The sequence below is a fragment of the Bradyrhizobium sp. USDA3516 genome, from assembly GCF_057651995.1.
The window spans coordinates 234,242-250,615 of the sequence record NZ_JBYGYN010000002.1 but is presented as its reverse complement, the minus strand read 5'-3'; the positions used below and the strand labels follow the sequence as shown (position 1 = coordinate 250,615).

Sequence of the window (16,374 nt, the reverse complement as noted above, 5' to 3'; positions counted from 1 at the left end):
GGAAGAGATGTCGCATGAATCTGTCTCCGCGCGAAAAGGACAAGCTTTTGATCTCGATGGCGGCGATCGTGGCCCGCCGCCGGCTGGACCGCGGCGTCAAGCTCAACCATCCCGAGGCGATCGCGATCATCTCCGACTTCATTCTGGAAGGCGCGCGTGACGGCCGCACCGTCGCCGAGCTGATGCAATCCGGTGCGCAAGTCTTGACCCGCGACCAGGTGATGCCGGGCATCCCCGAGATGATCCACGACATCCAGGTCGAGGCGACCTTTCCTGACGGCACCAAGCTCGTCACCGTGCACGAGCCGATCCGTTGAAGCACGAAACTGTATCAACATCGTCATGCCCGGGCTTGTCCCGGGCATCCACGACCGTCAACCAAGCGGCCCCACGTGAATGGCCGGGACAAGCCCGGCCATGACGCAGCGGAGCAAGACGAGGTAGCACATGATCCCCGGCGAACTCTTCATCCAGGACGGCGAGATCGAGCTCAATGCCGGCCGCAAGACCGTGACGTTGACCGTGGCCAACACCGGCGACCGTCCGATCCAGGTCGGCTCGCACTACCATTTCTTCGAGACCAACCCGGCGCTCAAGTTCGACCGCAAGAAGGCCCGCGGCATGCGCCTCGACATCGCCGCCGGCACCGCCGTCCGCTTCGAGCCCGGCCAGACCCGCGACGTGCAGCTCGTCGCCATGGCCGGCAAGAAGACGATCTACGGCTTCCGCGGCGATGTGATGGGGAAGCTGTGACCTCCGCAGGAACGAGCATGGCGCGGCACGGTTGAGGCGGAAACGGAGGTATTTTCCATGCTCTCACCAATCCGCCTCGTCTCGGAAGCTGCCGAGCTCGCCGCGCAGCGCCATAACGGCATGGCGCGCAAGGGCCGCGGCAATGAGCCCTATCTCAATCATCTCGCCGAGGTCGCAAACCTGCTCGCCACCGCAACCGATGGTGCCGATGCCGAACTGGTCGCGGCCGGCTGGCTGCACGACACGATCGAGGACACCGACACCACACGTGAGGAGCTCGAGGAGAGATTTTCCAAGCGCATCGCCTCGCTCGTCGCCGAGTGCACCGACGACATGAGCCTGTCGAAGGTGAAGCGGCGGCAGAAGCAGGTCGAGGACGCTCCGCACAAATCCCCCGGTGCCAAGCTGATCAAGATCGCCGACAAGATCAGCAATACGGGCGCGCGCATCCATGCCGATCCCACCGCCGAGGAGCGTGAGGATCTCGCCGATTACGTCGCGTGGGCCACGCAGGTCGTGGCGGGTTGCCGCGGCGGCAATGCGTGGCTCGACGAGAAATTCGATGATGCCGTGAAAGCAGCAAGGGCCTTGCTGTGACCAACCAGATATTCAATCGCAAACGGGGCTTGTGATGTCCGTCAAGATGAAGCGTTCCGTCTATGCCGACATGTTCGGCCCGACCACCGGCGACAAGGTGCGGCTGGCCGACACCGACCTCATCATCGAGGTCGAGAAGGATTTCACCACCTATGGCGAGGAGGTGAAGTTCGGCGGCGGCAAGGTGATCCGCGACGGCATGGGGCAGTCACAGGTCACCAACAAGCAGGGCGCGGCCGACACCGTCATCACCAATGCGCTGATCGTCGACCATTGGGGCATCGTGAAGGCCGACGTCGCCATCAAGGACGGCATGATCGCTGGCATCGGCAAGGCCGGCAATCCCGATATCCAGCCCGGCGTCACCATCATCATCGGCCCCGGCACCGACGTGATCGCGGGCGAAGGCAAGATCCTCACCGCCGGCGGCTTCGACAGCCACATCCATTTCATCTGTCCGCAGCAGATCGAGCACGCGTTGATGAGTGGCGTCACCTCGATGCTGGGTGGCGGCACCGGCCCCTCGCATGGCACCTTCGCCACCACCTGCACGCCGGGCCCGTGGCACATCGCGCGCATGATTCAGTCGTTCGACGCCTTCCCGGTCAATCTCGGCATCTCCGGCAAGGGTAACGCCTCGCGCCCCGCCGCGCTGGTCGAGATGATCAGGGCCGGCGCCTGCGCGCTGAAGCTGCACGAGGATTGGGGCACCACGCCGGCCGCGATCGACAATTGCCTCTCGGTCGCCGACGATCACGACATCCAGGTGATGATCCACACCGACACGCTGAACGAATCCGGATTCGTCGAGGACACGATCAAGGCCTTCAAGGGCCGCACCATCCACGCCTTCCACACCGAAGGCGCCGGCGGCGGCCACGCTCCTGACATCATCAAGGTCGCCGGCCTGAAGAACGTGCTGCCGTCCTCGACCAACCCGACCCGGCCGTTCACCCGCAACACCATCGACGAGCATCTGGACATGCTGATGGTGTGCCACCATCTCGATCCCTCGATTGCCGAAGATCTGGCGTTCGCCGAAAGCCGCATCCGCAAGGAGACGATCGCGGCCGAGGACATCCTTCACGACCTCGGCGCGCTCTCGATGATGTCGTCGGACTCGCAGGCCATGGGCCGCCTCGGCGAGGTCATCATCCGAACCTGGCAGACCGCCGACAAGATGAAGAAGCAGCGTGGGTCTCTGCCGCAGGACAAGGGCAAGGACAACGACAATTTTCGCGTCAAGCGCTACATCGCGAAGTATACGATCAATCCCGCGATCGCGCATGGCGTGTCGAAGCTGATCGGCTCGGTGGAGAAGGGCAAGCTCGCCGATCTCGTGCTGTGGTCGCCCGCCTTCTTCGGCGTCAAGCCGGACTGCATCGTCAAGGGCGGCACCATCGTTGCGGCGCCCATGGGCGATCCCAACGCCTCGATCCCGACGCCGCAGCCGGTGCATTACCAGCCGATGTTCGGCGCGTTCGGCAAGGCGCGCACGGCATCCTCGGTGGTGTTCACTTCCAAGGCCGCGGTCACCGGTGGCCTCGCGCGCAAGCTCGGCATCGAGAAGAAGCTCTATGCAGTTCAGAACACCCGCGGCAAGATTTCCAAGAAGAGCATGATCCACAACGACGCGACGCCCAACATCGAGGTCGATCCGGAGACCTATGAAGTGCGCGCCGATGGCGAGCTCCTGACCTGCGCTCCGGCGGAGGTGCTGCCGATGGCGCAGCGATATTTCATGTACTGAAATAGCGCCTCAACGCATGTCCCCGGCGGTGTCCGGGGACGGCTTTTTTGCGGTTTTGCGTTCGGTCCCGCCTGGTCTAATGTCCCGCCCGGTATCGTAACCCTCAGAAGAAAAGCCGGGAGGATTTCTCGTGATCTACGTCGTTGCCACCCTGACCATCAAGCCCGAGACGCGCGCCGAATTCATTGCAGCCGCCACCGCCTGCATCAAGGAGACGCGCAAAGAGCCCGGCAATATCGCCTATGATTTGCATGAGAGCGTCACGGACCCTGCCAAGATGGTGTTCGTCGAGCAGTGGGAGAATATGGAGGCGCTGGGGCCGCATCGCGCTGCCGAGCACATGAAGACGTTCGGCCGCGTTGCGGTGAAATGCTTCACGGCGCCGCCGAAGATCGAATACATCACGCCCGAGAAGGTCGAGACACGGTAAAGAGGTACGACGCATGATTCGGGCGACGCAGGTCAGTGGACAGCACCGTTTCACGGAAGCGCCAGTGGACACGGTCGTGCTCGATTTCGACGACCGGCACCGCCGCCGCATGGCGATGACCGGCACCCGGGGCCTCGAATTCCTGCTCGACCTGGAGCATGCCGTCGCGCTGCGCGGCGGCGATGCGCTGGTGCTGGAGGACGGACGGCTGATCGAGGTGGTCGCGGCGCCCGAGCCGCTGCTCGAAATCCGCGGCCGTGATCCGCACCACCTCGTCCGCGTCGGCTGGCATCTCGGCAACCGTCATCTGCCGACGCAGATCATGGCCAAGGCCCTGCGGATCCGCCGCGATCACGTCATCGAGGCGATGGTGAAGGGCCTCGGCGCGCGTGTGATCGAGATCGAGGCGCCGTTCGATCCCGAAGGCGGCGCCTACGCCGATGCCGGCCACGCGCATGGACACGACCATACGCATCACGATCACGGCCATCATCACCATGACCATGGCCACCACCATGATCATGGCTCGCACGACCATAGCCACGAGCACCACCATCACCACGACGAGCATTGCGATCATCCCGACCATCACCACGGCGACAAGCATGCTCATGACCACAAATGAGCCGGTCGGCGCCGGTGATCTTACCGAGGGCGAGGCGGCGGCGCTGTACCGGCTGATGACCTGGTTGTCGCCGGCGTTCCCGGTCGGCGGCTTCTCCTATTCCAGTGGCATCGAATGGGCGGTCGAGGCGGGCGACATCACCGACACGACGACGCTGGCGGATTGGCTCGACGCGATGCTCGGCGACGGCTCCGGCTTCTGTGACGCGACGTTTCTGGTCCACGCCTATCGCGCCACGGAATCGGGCGAGACGACAATTTTGAACGAGATCGCCGAGCTCGCGAGCGCCTTCGTGCCGTCGCGCGAGCGGCAGCTGGAGACGACCTCGCAGGGCCGCGCCTTCATCGATATCTCGCGCGCCGCATGGGATGCCGACGGATTGGATGCCACGCTCGCGGCATGCAGCGCGCCATTGGTTTATCCCGTCGCGGTCGGCGTGGTCGCCGCGATGCACGCCGTGCCGTTGGCGCCGACGCTGCACGCCTTCCTGCATGCGCTGGTCTCGAACTGGATTTCCGCGGCCAGCCGGCTCATTCCGCTCGGCCAGACCGATAGTCAGCGTGTGCTGGTGAGGCTGGAGGCCGCCGTCGCTGTCACCGCCAATCGCGCGCTGAATGCAACCTTCGACGATCTCGGCAGCGCGACGTTCCGCGCCGATCTCGCCAGTTTGCGGCACGAAACGCAGTATACCCGCTTGTTTCGGTCGTGAGCGGCGCGGCCGTCAACTCATCAGGAGAGAGCAAGTCACATGGCGAAATCTCACGGCCCCTTGCGTGTCGGCGTCGGCGGTCCGGTCGGATCGGGCAAGACCGCGCTGATGGACCTGCTTTGCAAGACCATGCGCGAGCGCTATGACATTGCGGCGATCACCAACGACATCTACACCAAATGGGATGCGGAGTTCCTGGTGCGTTCAGGATCGCTGACGCCGGATCGCATTGCCGGTGTCGAGACCGGCGGTTGCCCGCATACGGCGATCCGCGAGGATGCCTCGATGAATCTCGCTGCGGTTGCGGACATGCGCGCCAAGTTTCCCGGCCTTGATCTCGTGCTGATCGAATCCGGCGGCGACAATCTTGCTGCCACTTTTTCCCCGGAGCTGGCCGACCTCACCATCTATGTCATCGACGTCGCCGCCGGCGACAAGATCCCGTCAAAGGGCGGCCCCGGCATCACCCGGTCCGACCTCCTGGTCATCAACAAGACCGACCTTGCGCCCCATGTCGGCGCATCCCTGGAGAAGATGGAGACGGATGCCAGGCGCATGCGCGGCCAGCGTCCCTTCGTCATGACCAACCTCAAGAAGAGCGAGGGGCTCGACCGAATCGTCGGGTTCATCGAGGCTAAAGGTGGCCTGAAACGGGCGGGCTGACCGGACGCGACCAGTTGGCGCAGGCATTTTTCGCCGCTAACGCCTGGGCCGCGCCGCAACCGCGGAACAAATTTCGGACACGGCGATTAACTACCTCCGGCGCCCGGGGCGAATCCATCCCGGCTAGATCATCGGCCGGGCGGATAAAGCTTTTCAGGCGACCCAAGTTGCGTATTGATGTCTCCTCCTTCATTATCACCGCCGCTGGGGTTTACCCTGCTTCGGCCCATGGCCGTTCGAGCGGCGTTCATATGCTCCGTGTTCATTGCCGACCTCCTGCTTTCGCCTGAGTAATCGCGTGGTCAGGCTGGGTTTCATCATCGGCTTCATCGCTCTGCTCGGGGCCTTGCTCTCCGGGCTCGCGGCTTATCGCGTCCACGACCAGGAGCTGGCGCTCGACCGGATCGCGCTCGCGCGTGCGATCGACGTGCATGCGAGCCTGGTTCAGGACCGCCTGACCGAGCGGGAGCTGCTCGCGCGTGTCGCTTCAGGCCTGTTCCGCGCGCCGTCGGTGATCAAGCCGAACATGCTGGAGCCGCTGCGCTCGGCGATCTACGCCTTCAAGACCGACTTCGTGGTGGCCGGCTGGATCGCCCGGCTGAATCCGAACGAGCTTGCGGCAGCGCAGGCCGCCATCGCCGCCGCCGGCTTCCCGAATCCGCAGATCCGCTCGTATGACGACAAGCCGATCAATCCTGCCGATGTGACCCAGCCGATCGACGTGCTGCTCGATCTCGAGCCGCGCAGCAACGAGACCAAGACGTTGCCCGGCCGCAGCTACGATCAGGATCCGGTTCGCAGCGTGATGCTGACGCGGGCGCGCGCCGAAAAGAGGTCGGTTGCCTCGGACCCGGTGCCGTTGATCCGCGGAAACGGTTCGATCGGCATCATCGTGGCCGCGCCCGTCGTTCCCGAGGGCGCGACGGAGCCGGCCGGCTTCGTCACATTTTCCTACGAGCTCGCCTCGCTGATGCTGGCCAATGACGACATGTCGCTGTTCGCGGTGGCGCTCAGGGATCCGCGCAAGGAGGGCGGCGAACTGATCGCCAACGATCAGGGCGTGGTCTCGACGCGGATGGCGGCGGACGGGCCGGCGCCGTCGGCGACGCGCACGGTGAGCTTCGGCGGCCGCGATTGGCAGCTCGGCTATTACGCGAACACCAATTCGGTGCGCCGTGCCGAGCAGACCGCCATCATCGTGGCGGCGATCGGCTTTGCCATCACCGCAATGGTTTGCGGCCTGTTCGGTTACGTCGCCTACAACAATCTGCGGCTCAGCCGGGAGATTCAGGTCAGGATCGGATTCGAGCGGCGGTTGACCGCGGTGATCGACGAGCTCAACCACCGCGTCAAGAACATCCTGGCGGTGATCCAGTCGATCGTGACGCGCACCTTGCGCCACGGCTCGGACATCGATATTGCGCGCGAGCTCTTGATCGGACGCATCCACGCCATGTCCAACGTGGTGTCGCTGCTCAGCGAGAGCCAGTGGCAGGGTGTCAAGTTGAAGGGCCTGTTCGAGGCGCGCGCGATTCCGCATGCCGATCGCATCGCCGTTACCGGCCCCGACATCGCGGTCAGCGCGCGTGCCGCACAGAGCCTGTCGCTGCTGTTCTTCGAGCTCGCCTCGCATTCCGACGAGGGCCTGTCGCTGGTCGGCAAGCACCCGCACATCACCGCCAACTGGACAGTGACCGGCGAGGAGGGCGACGAGGTCTTCCATTTCCGCTGGGAGGAGTTCAACACCAGCGAGGCGACGCGCCGGCCCGATTCCGATTTCGGCCTGATCCTGCTCGACCGCGTCGCGCCCGAGGCGCTGGGGGGAACCGCCAAGCGCTTCTTCACCGACGTCTCCTACGTCTATGAGTTGACCGCGCCGATGGAGACGGTGGTCGACATGACCGAGCGCGACCGCACGGATAAAATCTCGGCGCCGGTCAGGCCGGTGCGAAGCTGAAGCGGAATGGCTTTAGGTCGAATCGATTGCTGTGGCTCGTTCACCTCTCCCGCTAGCGGGAGAGGTCGCGCCGTAGGCGCGGGTGAGGGCTTTCTCCTCTAGGGGACTATCCCATTGCGGAAACACCCTCTCCCGCAAGCGGGCGAGGGAGCCCACCTCCGTCGTTGCAACAATCAAGCATCATTGCATCGCGCTTTAGCCCTTCGGCCGCAACACCAGATCGACGAGGCTGCGCGCGTAGCCGGGTGTGATCGGCGCGATGCCGAAGATATAGCGGTAGAACAGGCTGCCATAGATCGCGTCGTAGAGATTTTCGGGGGGACCCTCGGCCTGAATGCTGCCGTCCTTCTGGCCGGCGGCGATCATGTCCACCAGCGCGTCGCGGCGGAATTGCAAGTACCGGGCGTAGAACAGCTCGGCCGACCCGGTCTTGGAAATGCATTCGGAGACGACGGCGAGCTGCACCTTGCCGAACTCGCCCTGCAGCGCCTCGGCATAGGCGGCGGCGTGGCGCCGCGCGCGCGCCGCGGGCGTGCCTCCGCTCGCGGGCGGCAGCGGCAGCATCTGCGCGGCATGGTGGAGGAAGGCGTCGATCAGCAGCGCTTCCCGCGACGGCCACCATTTGTAGATCGTCATCTTGGAGACGCTGGAGTGGCGTGCGATCGCATCGATGGTGGTGGCGGCAAGGCCGGTGGCCGCCATCAGCGCATAGGCGCTTTCGAGGATGGCGTTGGTGGTTTCGATTGACCTTGGCCGGCCGCGCCGGGGCGCGCTCTCCGCCGCTACACGCCCGTCTTTCGCCATCGCCACGCCCGGTCTCCTCACGCAGGATCCCGGCATAGCGCAGGCGCCGCTTTCGGCCTAGCAGAATCGCACGATCTTGTCGCCGAAGCGATCAGCTCTGGGCCTGCTGCCGCAGCGCTGCCGGCAGATCCTGCCGTTTCGACCAGGCGATGTAGTAGGCGAGCCCGGTCATCGCCGCGAAGCCGGTGATGCTCACCGCCACCTGCATCACCATCAGGTTCGGCCCGGTGATCAGGATGAGGTGGCCGGCGAAGGACAGGAACACGGCGACACAGAACACCGCGAGCCATTCCTCACCGCATGCGATCACCGCTTGCAGCGGCCTCCAAGTCAGGCCGGGGTGATTTGCCGGAACGAGATGGGTCGCAATGAATGCGAGGGCTAGGAAGTGGACCACGCGATAGGGCGCGAGGTTTTCCTTGTCGGTCGGCGCGATGGTTTTGAGGAGCAGATCGGGCAGGTAAGCGGACAGCGCCGGCGAATGGCGCATCAAGGTGACGGCCATCGCGAAGACCAGGTAGGCGCCGGCGAGGATCCGCAGCCAGGACATGCCGCGCAGGGCACGCCCCGGCGCCCCCGTCACGGCGAACCAGCCGCCCAGCACCATCAGCAGCTGCCAGCACAGCGGATTGAAGGTCCATTCCCCGTCCGGATAGATTCGGAAATTCCAGTCGAACCAGCGCGCGGCGAGATACAGCGCGACCGACGCCGCCAGCGTCAGGTTCGGCCCGCGTAACAGGCCCCACAGCGCGAATGGAAAGAACGCCATCAGCGGGATCATCAGCTGCAGCAGGTCGAGGTTCAGCGGCTCTTGCTGGAGCACGAGACCGCGGACCAGGATGCGCAGCGGGTGCTCGAGAATTCCGGAGATGTTGTATTGGTGGATGATCTCCGGCGCCATGGATTGCGAGGCGACATAGGCGATGGCGTCGATATAGATCACGAACAGCACGACATAGGCGGCATAGAGCCGCCAGACCCTGCGAAAGATGCGCGTCGCCGCGACCAGATAGCCGCGTTCCAGCGTCATCCTGCCATGGATGATGGCGACCCCGTAGCCCACCACGAACACGAACAGGTCGGCAGCGCCGCTGAAGCCGAAATTGCGCAGGGTCAGCAGGTTGACGACGTTGTTGGGAATGTGGTCGACGAATATGGACCAATTGGCGATGCCGAGGGTCAGATAGAGCCTGGCGTCATGCTGGAATGCGGCGAGGTTCGCCTTGACGGACGGTTTCATTGAGCAAAATAGCTTTGGGAATCAGGATGATGCTTTTAACGGCAACCGCCTGACCATCCGAGTAGCTTTTGCGTGAGCAGAAAGAACCGCGCCGAACGGCGTCAAATGTGCCTTGCTCTATGAAATGCAGATAGCTGCGCGCGCAGTCATTATAATGCCTATCCCAGACCTCTACTCGGCAGGTTCGGCCGACACCTCGTCGGACACGCCGGCGCGGCTCGCCAGGATGCCGAGGGCGACGCCCCCGATAGCCAGGATCGGCAACAGCCGCTTGACGCCGATGGCGCGAACGATCTGGAGCCCGGTGGCAAGCAGCATCGGATCCGCAAGCATGCTCTGCGCGGCCGATTTCGCGGCGCGTTCGGCCGCGATCTGGGCGCGCTTCTGCACCTCGCGCTTGTAGCCCCAATAGGAGCCTGCTGCGGCCAGCGTCAGCAGGAAGAAGATGCCGGCGCCGGCAAGACAAGCCTGCACCGGGCCATATTTCTGCAGCACCCAGATGAAGACGGCGGCACAGAGGAAGCCTGTGGTCACGAGCAGCGCGAAGGCAGCGCCTGCGGCAAGGGAGGTCAGCCGAACCGTCGTGCCGGTGGATGCACTGATGCCCTCGATGATGCGCTGAAACATGGCCTTGCTCCTCAATCCCCACCAGCCGAATCGTCACGAGCCGACAGCGGCGGCGTGCCGCCGCGCCATCAAATGAGCGTCGGCAGCCTCAGCGGCGCCAGGCGACGCCGATCAGGAAGCCGATGCCGAGCGCCAGCCCGACGGTCGCCAGCGGCCGCTGCGTGATCGCCTCTTCCAGCGTCTCCTCGATCGAGCCGTAGGCGTCATGTGCAGCTTCCATCATCGCGCTGCCGCGCTCGGACATGTCGTCCATGGCGGAGTCCATGTTCTCGCGCGCCTGGCGATAGCCGCGGCGAGCCTGCTTGCTGGTGGAGTTGGCGAAAGTATTGAGCGCGTCGGTGATCTGGTCGGTGAGGGCGGCGATATCGCTTTTCACGGCTGCTACATCCTTTTCGAGGCGGTCTCGGGTGGCTTTGTCGGTCCAGTCTCTCATCCCGGCTTCGGCATTGGGCGTGGACATCGGGAGCTCCGAACTGTTGACGGCTGACTTGGGCTGAGAACGTTTCGTTGCCCGCTAAGTTCCGTTTGCGGAAACCGGTCAGCCCTGCGGCAGGTGGGGCGCATCCGTCGGCATCAGATGCTCCTTCAGGATGAGGGCAACGATCAGAAGCGGCGACGAGAGGAATGCGCCCATCGGACCCCACAACCAGGTCCAGAACGCCAGTGCGAGCAGCACTGCGAGCGCATTCAGCGCGAGCCGGCGCCCAATGATCATAGGCGTGAGGAAGTGCCCTTCCAGAAAAGTGAGGCCGCCGAAGGCGAGCGCAGCCATCAGGCCGCCGCCGACGGTCGGGAAGGCGACAAGTCCGACCACCACCAGCACCGCGAACATCGCGACCGGGCCGATGATCGGAATGAAGTTGAGCGTGGCGGCCAGCGCGCCGAGCCCGGCCGGATTGGGCATTCCGGTCAGCGCACAGATGATGCCGGTGCCCACGCCGACGCCGACATTGATGAGGGTGACGGTCAGCAGATAATTGCCGAGATGGATCTCGATCTCGTTGATAATTCGAAGCGTGCGCAGGCGGGCGTCATGATCGCTGAAGGTCATGATCATGGCCCGCCGCAGGTCGCGCCAGCTTGCGATGAACAGGATCAGGGTGACGAAGAACAGCAGGAATTCTGTAAAGGTCGGTGACAGGAATTCGATCGTGGGCTGTACCCAGTCGATCTTGGGCATGTGGAAGCTCGGCAATCCTTCCGAGCCGCCGAGCATGGCCTGCATCTCCCGCCACAGCGCGAGCGGCCGGTCGAACACGTGCAATTTGTCCCTCAGCTGGGCACCGAGCTCCGGCAGGCGCGTGCTCCACTCCATGACGGGCGAGGCGATCAGCGCCACCATGAACGCGACCACCGCGGTTACGGCGATCACGATCAGGACGGCACCGACGCTGCGGGGGACCTTGTACCGCTCGAGAAAGCCCGCCGCCGGCGATAGCATCGTGCCCGTAACGAACGCCATCACGACCGGCAGGAAGAACGCCCTGCCGACATAAAGCACGGCGACGATGGCGATCAGCAACAGGCCGGCCAGCGCGAACGCGACGAATTCAGTGCGGCGGATCACCGGCGGCAGCTCGACACGGCTCTCGGGAAGCGGATCGCCTTCGCTGTTGCCGGAAATCAGACGTTCACTGGGTAGGACGCGCACAATATCTCTCCCGCACGGAATCCGTGATCCGCGCGCCCATTGATGACCTGACTAATGCTTGGGCAGCGCGCTGGTTCCATCGCGGCTTCGTGAACAGCCGCTCGCTTGACTGTGACGTCGCTGCCGCATGCTGCGCCGGAACTTCGGTCCGTCCAGCGGAGTTTGTTGGAGCAGCGCATCACCTGATGCACATCCAACGGGGCAGCTCATGACAAAGTTGTTTGCAGTCCGTCGCAGCTTCTCGCCGCGCGCGGTCGGCGCGTTCGCCTTGGCAACCGCTCTCCTCGCAGTGCCGGCGGGCACCGCGAGCGCGCAGACCTTCGGCTATGCGCCGATGCAGCGGGTGTACCCGCAGGACCTGTACTCGCAGGGCCAGTATTATTCGCAGGATGACATCAACGAGGCGCCGCAGGCCGCCGACGAGGATGCTCAGTTGCCCGATCGGCTGCGCAGACAGATCGTCGGCTTCGACCGGAGCGAGCCGGCCGGTACAATCGTCATCGATACCAACAGCACCTATCTCTATTACGTGCTCGGAGGTGGCCGCGCGATCCGCTACGGCGTCGGCGTCGGCCGCGAGGGCTTCACCTGGTCGGGCGTGCAGAGCGTCAGCCGCAAGGCCGAGTGGCCGGATTGGCATCCTCCGGCCGAGATGATCGCGCGCCAGCCCTATCTGCCGCGCTTCGTCGCCGGCGGCCCCGGCAACCCGCTCGGTGCGCGCGCGATGTATCTCGGCACGAGCCAATACCGCATCCACGGCACCAACGATCCCTCCACCATCGGCAAATTCGTCTCGTCCGGGTGCATCCGCATGACCAACGAGGACGTCGTCGACCTGTTCAATCGCGTCAATGTCGGCGCCAAGGTCGTGGTGCTGCCGAAGAATGCGCCCTTGATGGCCAGAGGAGGCGACAAGGCAGGCGAGCCCGTACGCAGGCGGCCGGCCGTGACGGCGCTGCCCTCGGGCCGGCAGGCGTTGAGCATCACGTCGTCGGCCGTGAACTAAGCGTGAGCGAGGTCATATGAGCAGACGCCTGATTGGCAAATGGGCCGGCGGAACGGCGATACTGATCGCGATCTCCGCTGGTCTGGCATCGGCGCCGTCGGCCCATGCGGAGGATTTCTTCTCGGCATTGTTCGGCGGCTTCCGGATGCGGCCGCCGCCGGAGATCCGCATGCCGTTCCCGAATGACGACGTGCCGCGCTACGATGCGCCACGTCAGCGGGCCTCCTATGGCGGCGGCACCGCCTACTGCGTGCGCGGCTGTGACGGCCGCTATTTCCCGGCGCAAGGCAGCGATGCCGAGAGCAAGGCGCAATCCTGCAAGAGCTTCTGCCCGGCCTCGGAAACCTCGCTGGTCTACGGCAGCAATATCGACGACGCCTCTACGGAGAACGGAAAGTCCTATTCCGAACTGCCGAACGCGTTTCGCTTTCGCAACGAGATCGTCGCGGGCTGTACCTGCAACGGCAAGGACCCAGTGGGGCTCGCATCGGTCAAGGTCGAGGACGACCCGACCCTGCGCAAGGGCGACATCGTCGCCGGTGCAAATGGCCTCGTGGTCGCCAGCCGCAACGCCAATGACCGCCGCGGCGTCGCGATGAATTTCTCGCCGCTGCCGGAATCGGTGCGCGCCAGATTCCGCCAGGTCCCCGTGGTGGCGAAGGAATAGCCTCGGCGCCCCCGCCCGATGCGCGCAGTGTCGTTCCGGCGTAGTCCTACGCCGCGCGGATCTTGCCGAGGAAGTCGCTGACCTGCTGACCGAGCAAGCGGCTCTGCGTCTCCAGCATCTCGGAGGCCTGCTTGACGTTCTCCGCGGCGCCGGCTGCGGTGTCGGCATCGGCCTTCACGCCCGTGATGTTGTCCGAGACATTCTGGGTGCCCTGCGCTGCATATTGCGTGCTGCGGGTGATCTCCTGGGTGGCCGCGCCTTGCTCCTGCACCGCCGCGGCGATGGCGGTGGCAACTTCGTTGACCTCGCCGATGATGCCGCCGATCGCCTGGATCGCGTTGATGGCATCGCCCGCAACCTTCTGGATGTCGGCGATCTGCTCGGAGATCTCTTCGGTCGCCTTCGCGGTTTGGCTCGCGAGTGACTTCACCTCGGAGGCGACCACGGCAAAGCCGCGGCCGGCGTCTCCGGCCCGCGCCGCCTCGATCGTGGCGTTGAGCGCGAGCAGGTTGGTCTGCGCCGCGATGGTGTTGATGAGGCCGACGACCTCGCCGATCCGCCCCGCCGACTGCGCCAGCCCCTGCACGGTGCCGTCGGTATCGCGCGCCTGGTTGACGGCGCGGCTGGCGATGCCTGCTGCATGTGCGGCCTGCTGGCTGATGTCGTTGATGGAGGCCGAGAGTTCCTCGGCCGCTGCCGCGACGCTCCCGACACTCGTGGAGGCTTCGTTCGAGGCCTTGCCGGCGACCTCGACGCGTTCATTGGTCTGGCGCGAGACGGCCGACAGGTCGCCCGAGGTCTTGCGCATCTCGCCGGAGGCCTCGCTCAGCTCGCCCAGCGACTTACGGACGGCGCTCTCGAACTCGCCGACATAGGCCTCGACCGCACGCTGGCGGGCGACGGCACCCGCATTGCGCTCGCGCTCCTGCGCCTCGATCTTGAGCTTGTCGGTCGCCTGCTGCTTGAAGGCTTCCAGCGCGCCGGCAAGCGCGCCGATCTCATCCTTGCGGTCGAGATAGCCGCTGTCGACCGCAAGATCGCCGCTGGCCACCTTGAGCATGGCGTCGCGGATCGAGTTGAGCGGACGGATGACGCGGCGGCTGACCAGCATGATCGCGCCGATGGCAAGTCCGATGGCAAGCGCGAGCAGCACGAGCTGCACGACCAGCGCGCGCAGCGCGGCACCGCGCTGTTCCAGCGTATGGCTCTTGGCAGCGTCGAGGGCGGCTTCCGCCACCGCGACGGCGCTGGACAGGCGACCGACCGTGACAGGGCTCCATTGATTGGCGGTCATCTCGGCCTTGTCGCCCTTCACCAGCGTGTCCGCGAGGCGGTCGCGCAGGGCGAGATATTGCGGATCAAAATAGGCGGTCTTTGCGGCGGCCATGGCGGAGACGAGCGCAGGCGGCAATTGCATGCCAGAGGTCGACAATTCCAGCGCCTTCCACATTGCGGCAGTGCCGCCGACATATTGGGTGTAGGACTGGTGTGCCTCGGGCGTGATCTTGCCGGCGTTAAGGCCAATCGAGACGACTAGCGAGGCTTCGCCGGCGGTGTTGCGCAGGAGCCATGCGTTCTGCTTGATCGACAGCAGCTGATCGATCGCCGCGTCCTGGTGATTGACGGTCGCGGCCAGGACGCTCGAGAGCTTGTCGAGCGTGTCGAGCAGGCCCTGCGTCGTCTCCATGTATTCCTTCGCCAGGCCGGGGCGACGCTGATCCTTGGGCTTGGCGACGTCCTCCCAGAATTGTTTCTGCTGCTCGCTCGCCGATTTGTAGAGACGAGCGAGCTCCGGCACCAGCGTCTCGGACTGCGGAAACTCCATCGTCGGCAGCAGCTCCAGCGCATGCGCCATCGCCGGCATCTCGGCGTCCCGGAGCCCGCGCAGATATTTCTCGATGTCGGCGTCCATCGGCGTGGTCGCGTTCAGCAGCCTGTTGGTGGTGGAGCGATCGGTGCGCAGATTGTGCATCGCCTTGAACACGTCGGCGGACACATCCGCGATCTGCGAGATCCGGCTGGCCGTCCTCAGCCGATCCCAGGAGGCATAGGCCGTGAGCGAGAGCGCAACGACCACGCAGACCGACGTGATCGCGATCACTGCCTTGAGCAGCGCGGATACGGTCAGACGATTGAGCATCGAGGTCCCCCAATTCCATATCGAGTTCGTGAGGGCGCCCGGCAACAATCGAAAAGGAGGGGCCCTGTGGCAGCGGCAATCGCCTGCCGTTGGCGCCTCATGGCCAGACGGTTTCTGCATCTGAGGGGAAAAGGGTAAAGTTTTAGGCAGTCCGAGCGCCGGTAAAAATACGGATTTACTAGAAGTTGCAATGGGTTGCGCTGATGGAACCAGCGCGCGAGGCGGGCGTTAGGACATCGTTAGCAATTTGCCAGAAGGGGGGTCCCTGCAATGCTGATCGGCGTCCTCGTTACCTTTCTCGTCGTCATTCTCGTGCTTTATCTCATCAACATGCTGCCAATGGACGGCCGCGCCAAGCAGATCGCGCGGGTGATTGTGATCATCATCGGCGTCGTGTCGTTGCTGAAATATCTGACCGTATTCTAGCTCAAGATCAAAAGCCCCGGCAGGACCGGGGCTTTTGTTTGTGCCGCTTCAGTGCAGCGACTTCAGCCAGTCGTCGACGTCCTGACGAACCTGGTCCTTGGCCTTGCCGTAACGCTCCTGCAACCGACCCTCGAGCTGCTCGCGGCGGCCCTCGATCAGCTGGAGGTCGTCGTCAGTGAGCTTGCCCCATTTCTCCTTGGCCGATCCCTTGAACTGCTTCCAGTTTCCTTCGATCCGATTCCAGTCCATGACCATCTCCCGTTGGTTGATGGCCCGACAACGCGAGGCCCACGCAGCCTGTTCCGTGACACAGCGCGACGTTTCGTCCA

General features: G+C 64.5%; 19 protein-coding genes. 12 read left to right on the top strand and 7 right to left on the bottom strand.

The genetic code is table 11. The annotated features are described in order from the left end of the window. Positions 1-14 precede the first annotated feature (14 nt). From AC24YW_RS07085 to AC24YW_RS07045, 9 genes are all read left to right on the top strand, one after another. Positions 15-317 (top strand): urease subunit gamma, encoded by a 303-nt coding sequence (locus AC24YW_RS07085; RefSeq protein ID WP_007605424.1) that lies wholly within the window; start codon positions 15-17, stop codon positions 315-317. 130 nt (positions 318-447) lie between these two features. Further along, on the top strand, positions 448-753 hold the full coding sequence (locus AC24YW_RS07080) for an urease subunit beta (protein WP_026202067.1): 306 nt from the start codon (positions 448-450) through the stop codon (positions 751-753). Between the two features lie 57 nt (positions 754-810). Further along, positions 811-1,350, top strand: coding sequence for an HD domain-containing protein (locus AC24YW_RS07075; RefSeq protein ID WP_487482055.1), 540 nt, complete (start codon positions 811-813; stop codon positions 1,348-1,350). Positions 1,351-1,384: 34 nt separating this feature from the next. Then, positions 1,385-3,100: an urease subunit alpha gene (gene ureC / locus AC24YW_RS07070; RefSeq protein WP_487482054.1), complete on the top strand. Its 1,716-nt coding sequence runs from the start codon at positions 1,385-1,387 to the stop codon at positions 3,098-3,100. 130 nt (positions 3,101-3,230) lie between these two features. Continuing rightward, on the top strand, positions 3,231-3,530 hold the full coding sequence (locus tag AC24YW_RS07065; RefSeq protein ID WP_035998129.1) for a putative quinol monooxygenase: 300 nt from the start codon (positions 3,231-3,233) through the stop codon (positions 3,528-3,530). 13 nt (positions 3,531-3,543) lie between these two features. Further along, a complete protein-coding gene (locus AC24YW_RS07060) occupies positions 3,544-4,155 on the top strand; it encodes an urease accessory protein UreE (protein WP_487482053.1) in 612 nt (203 codons plus the stop codon). Further along, on the top strand, positions 4,136-4,864 hold the full coding sequence (locus tag AC24YW_RS07055) for an urease accessory protein UreF (protein ID WP_487482052.1): 729 nt from the start codon (positions 4,136-4,138) through the stop codon (positions 4,862-4,864). The genes AC24YW_RS07060 and AC24YW_RS07055 overlap by 20 nt, the downstream gene beginning before the upstream one ends. A gap of 39 nt (positions 4,865-4,903) precedes the next feature. Then, complete coding sequence (gene ureG / locus AC24YW_RS07050; RefSeq protein ID WP_487482051.1) at positions 4,904-5,527, top strand: urease accessory protein UreG; 624 nt, start codon at positions 4,904-4,906, stop codon at positions 5,525-5,527. 298 nt (positions 5,528-5,825) lie between these two features. Beyond that, positions 5,826-7,484, top strand: a complete 1,659-nt coding sequence (locus AC24YW_RS07045; RefSeq protein WP_487482050.1) for a CHASE domain-containing protein — start codon at positions 5,826-5,828, stop codon at positions 7,482-7,484. 195 nt (positions 7,485-7,679) lie between these two features. Here the strand turns inward: AC24YW_RS07045 and AC24YW_RS07040 are convergent, their stop codons facing one another. From AC24YW_RS07040 to AC24YW_RS07020, 5 genes are all read right to left on the bottom strand, one after another. Beyond that, positions 7,680-8,288: a TetR/AcrR family transcriptional regulator gene (locus AC24YW_RS07040; protein WP_487482583.1), complete on the bottom strand. Its 609-nt coding sequence runs from the start codon at positions 8,286-8,288 to the stop codon at positions 7,680-7,682. Positions 8,289-8,379: 91 nt separating this feature from the next. Then, on the bottom strand, positions 8,380-9,528 hold the full coding sequence (locus AC24YW_RS07035; protein ID WP_487482049.1) for an OpgC domain-containing protein: 1,149 nt from the start codon (positions 9,526-9,528) through the stop codon (positions 8,380-8,382). Positions 9,529-9,699: 171 nt separating this feature from the next. Beyond that, positions 9,700-10,155 carry a hypothetical protein gene (locus AC24YW_RS07030; protein ID WP_487482048.1) on the bottom strand — a complete coding sequence of 152 codons (456 nt, stop codon included), beginning with the start codon at positions 10,153-10,155 and terminating at the stop codon, positions 9,700-9,702. Between the two features lie 88 nt (positions 10,156-10,243). Further along, entirely contained in the window at positions 10,244-10,615 is a 372-nt protein-coding gene (locus tag AC24YW_RS07025; RefSeq protein WP_035998171.1) for an ElaB/YgaM/YqjD family protein, read from the bottom strand. A 78-nt stretch (positions 10,616-10,693) separates the two neighbouring features. Beyond that, a complete protein-coding gene (locus AC24YW_RS07020) occupies positions 10,694-11,806 on the bottom strand; it encodes an AI-2E family transporter (protein ID WP_487482047.1) in 1,113 nt (370 codons plus the stop codon). A 208-nt stretch (positions 11,807-12,014) separates the two neighbouring features. Between AC24YW_RS07020 and AC24YW_RS07015 the strand changes: the two genes are divergently transcribed. Together AC24YW_RS07015 and AC24YW_RS07010 are read left to right on the top strand one after the other, a co-directional pair. After that, entirely contained in the window at positions 12,015-12,812 is a 798-nt protein-coding gene (locus AC24YW_RS07015; RefSeq protein ID WP_487482046.1) for a L,D-transpeptidase, read from the top strand. A 16-nt stretch (positions 12,813-12,828) separates the two neighbouring features. Continuing rightward, the gene (locus AC24YW_RS07010) at positions 12,829-13,479 is read left to right on the top strand and encodes a DUF2865 domain-containing protein (RefSeq protein ID WP_487482045.1); all 651 of its coding nucleotides are present in this window, start codon (positions 12,829-12,831) and stop codon (positions 13,477-13,479) included. Between the two features lie 46 nt (positions 13,480-13,525). On the opposite strand, the gene AC24YW_RS07005 is transcribed toward AC24YW_RS07010, so the two are convergent. Next, entirely contained in the window at positions 13,526-15,619 is a 2,094-nt protein-coding gene (locus tag AC24YW_RS07005) for a methyl-accepting chemotaxis protein (protein WP_487482044.1), read from the bottom strand. A 270-nt stretch (positions 15,620-15,889) separates the two neighbouring features. Between AC24YW_RS07005 and AC24YW_RS07000 the strand changes: the two genes are divergently transcribed. Next, entirely contained in the window at positions 15,890-16,045 is a 156-nt protein-coding gene (locus AC24YW_RS07000) for a Thivi_2564 family membrane protein (protein WP_130363252.1), read from the top strand. Positions 16,046-16,093: 48 nt separating this feature from the next. On the opposite strand, the gene AC24YW_RS06995 is transcribed toward AC24YW_RS07000, so the two are convergent. Continuing rightward, complete coding sequence (locus tag AC24YW_RS06995) at positions 16,094-16,294, bottom strand: CsbD family protein (protein ID WP_008546815.1); 201 nt, start codon at positions 16,292-16,294, stop codon at positions 16,094-16,096. Positions 16,295-16,374 lie beyond the last annotated feature (80 nt).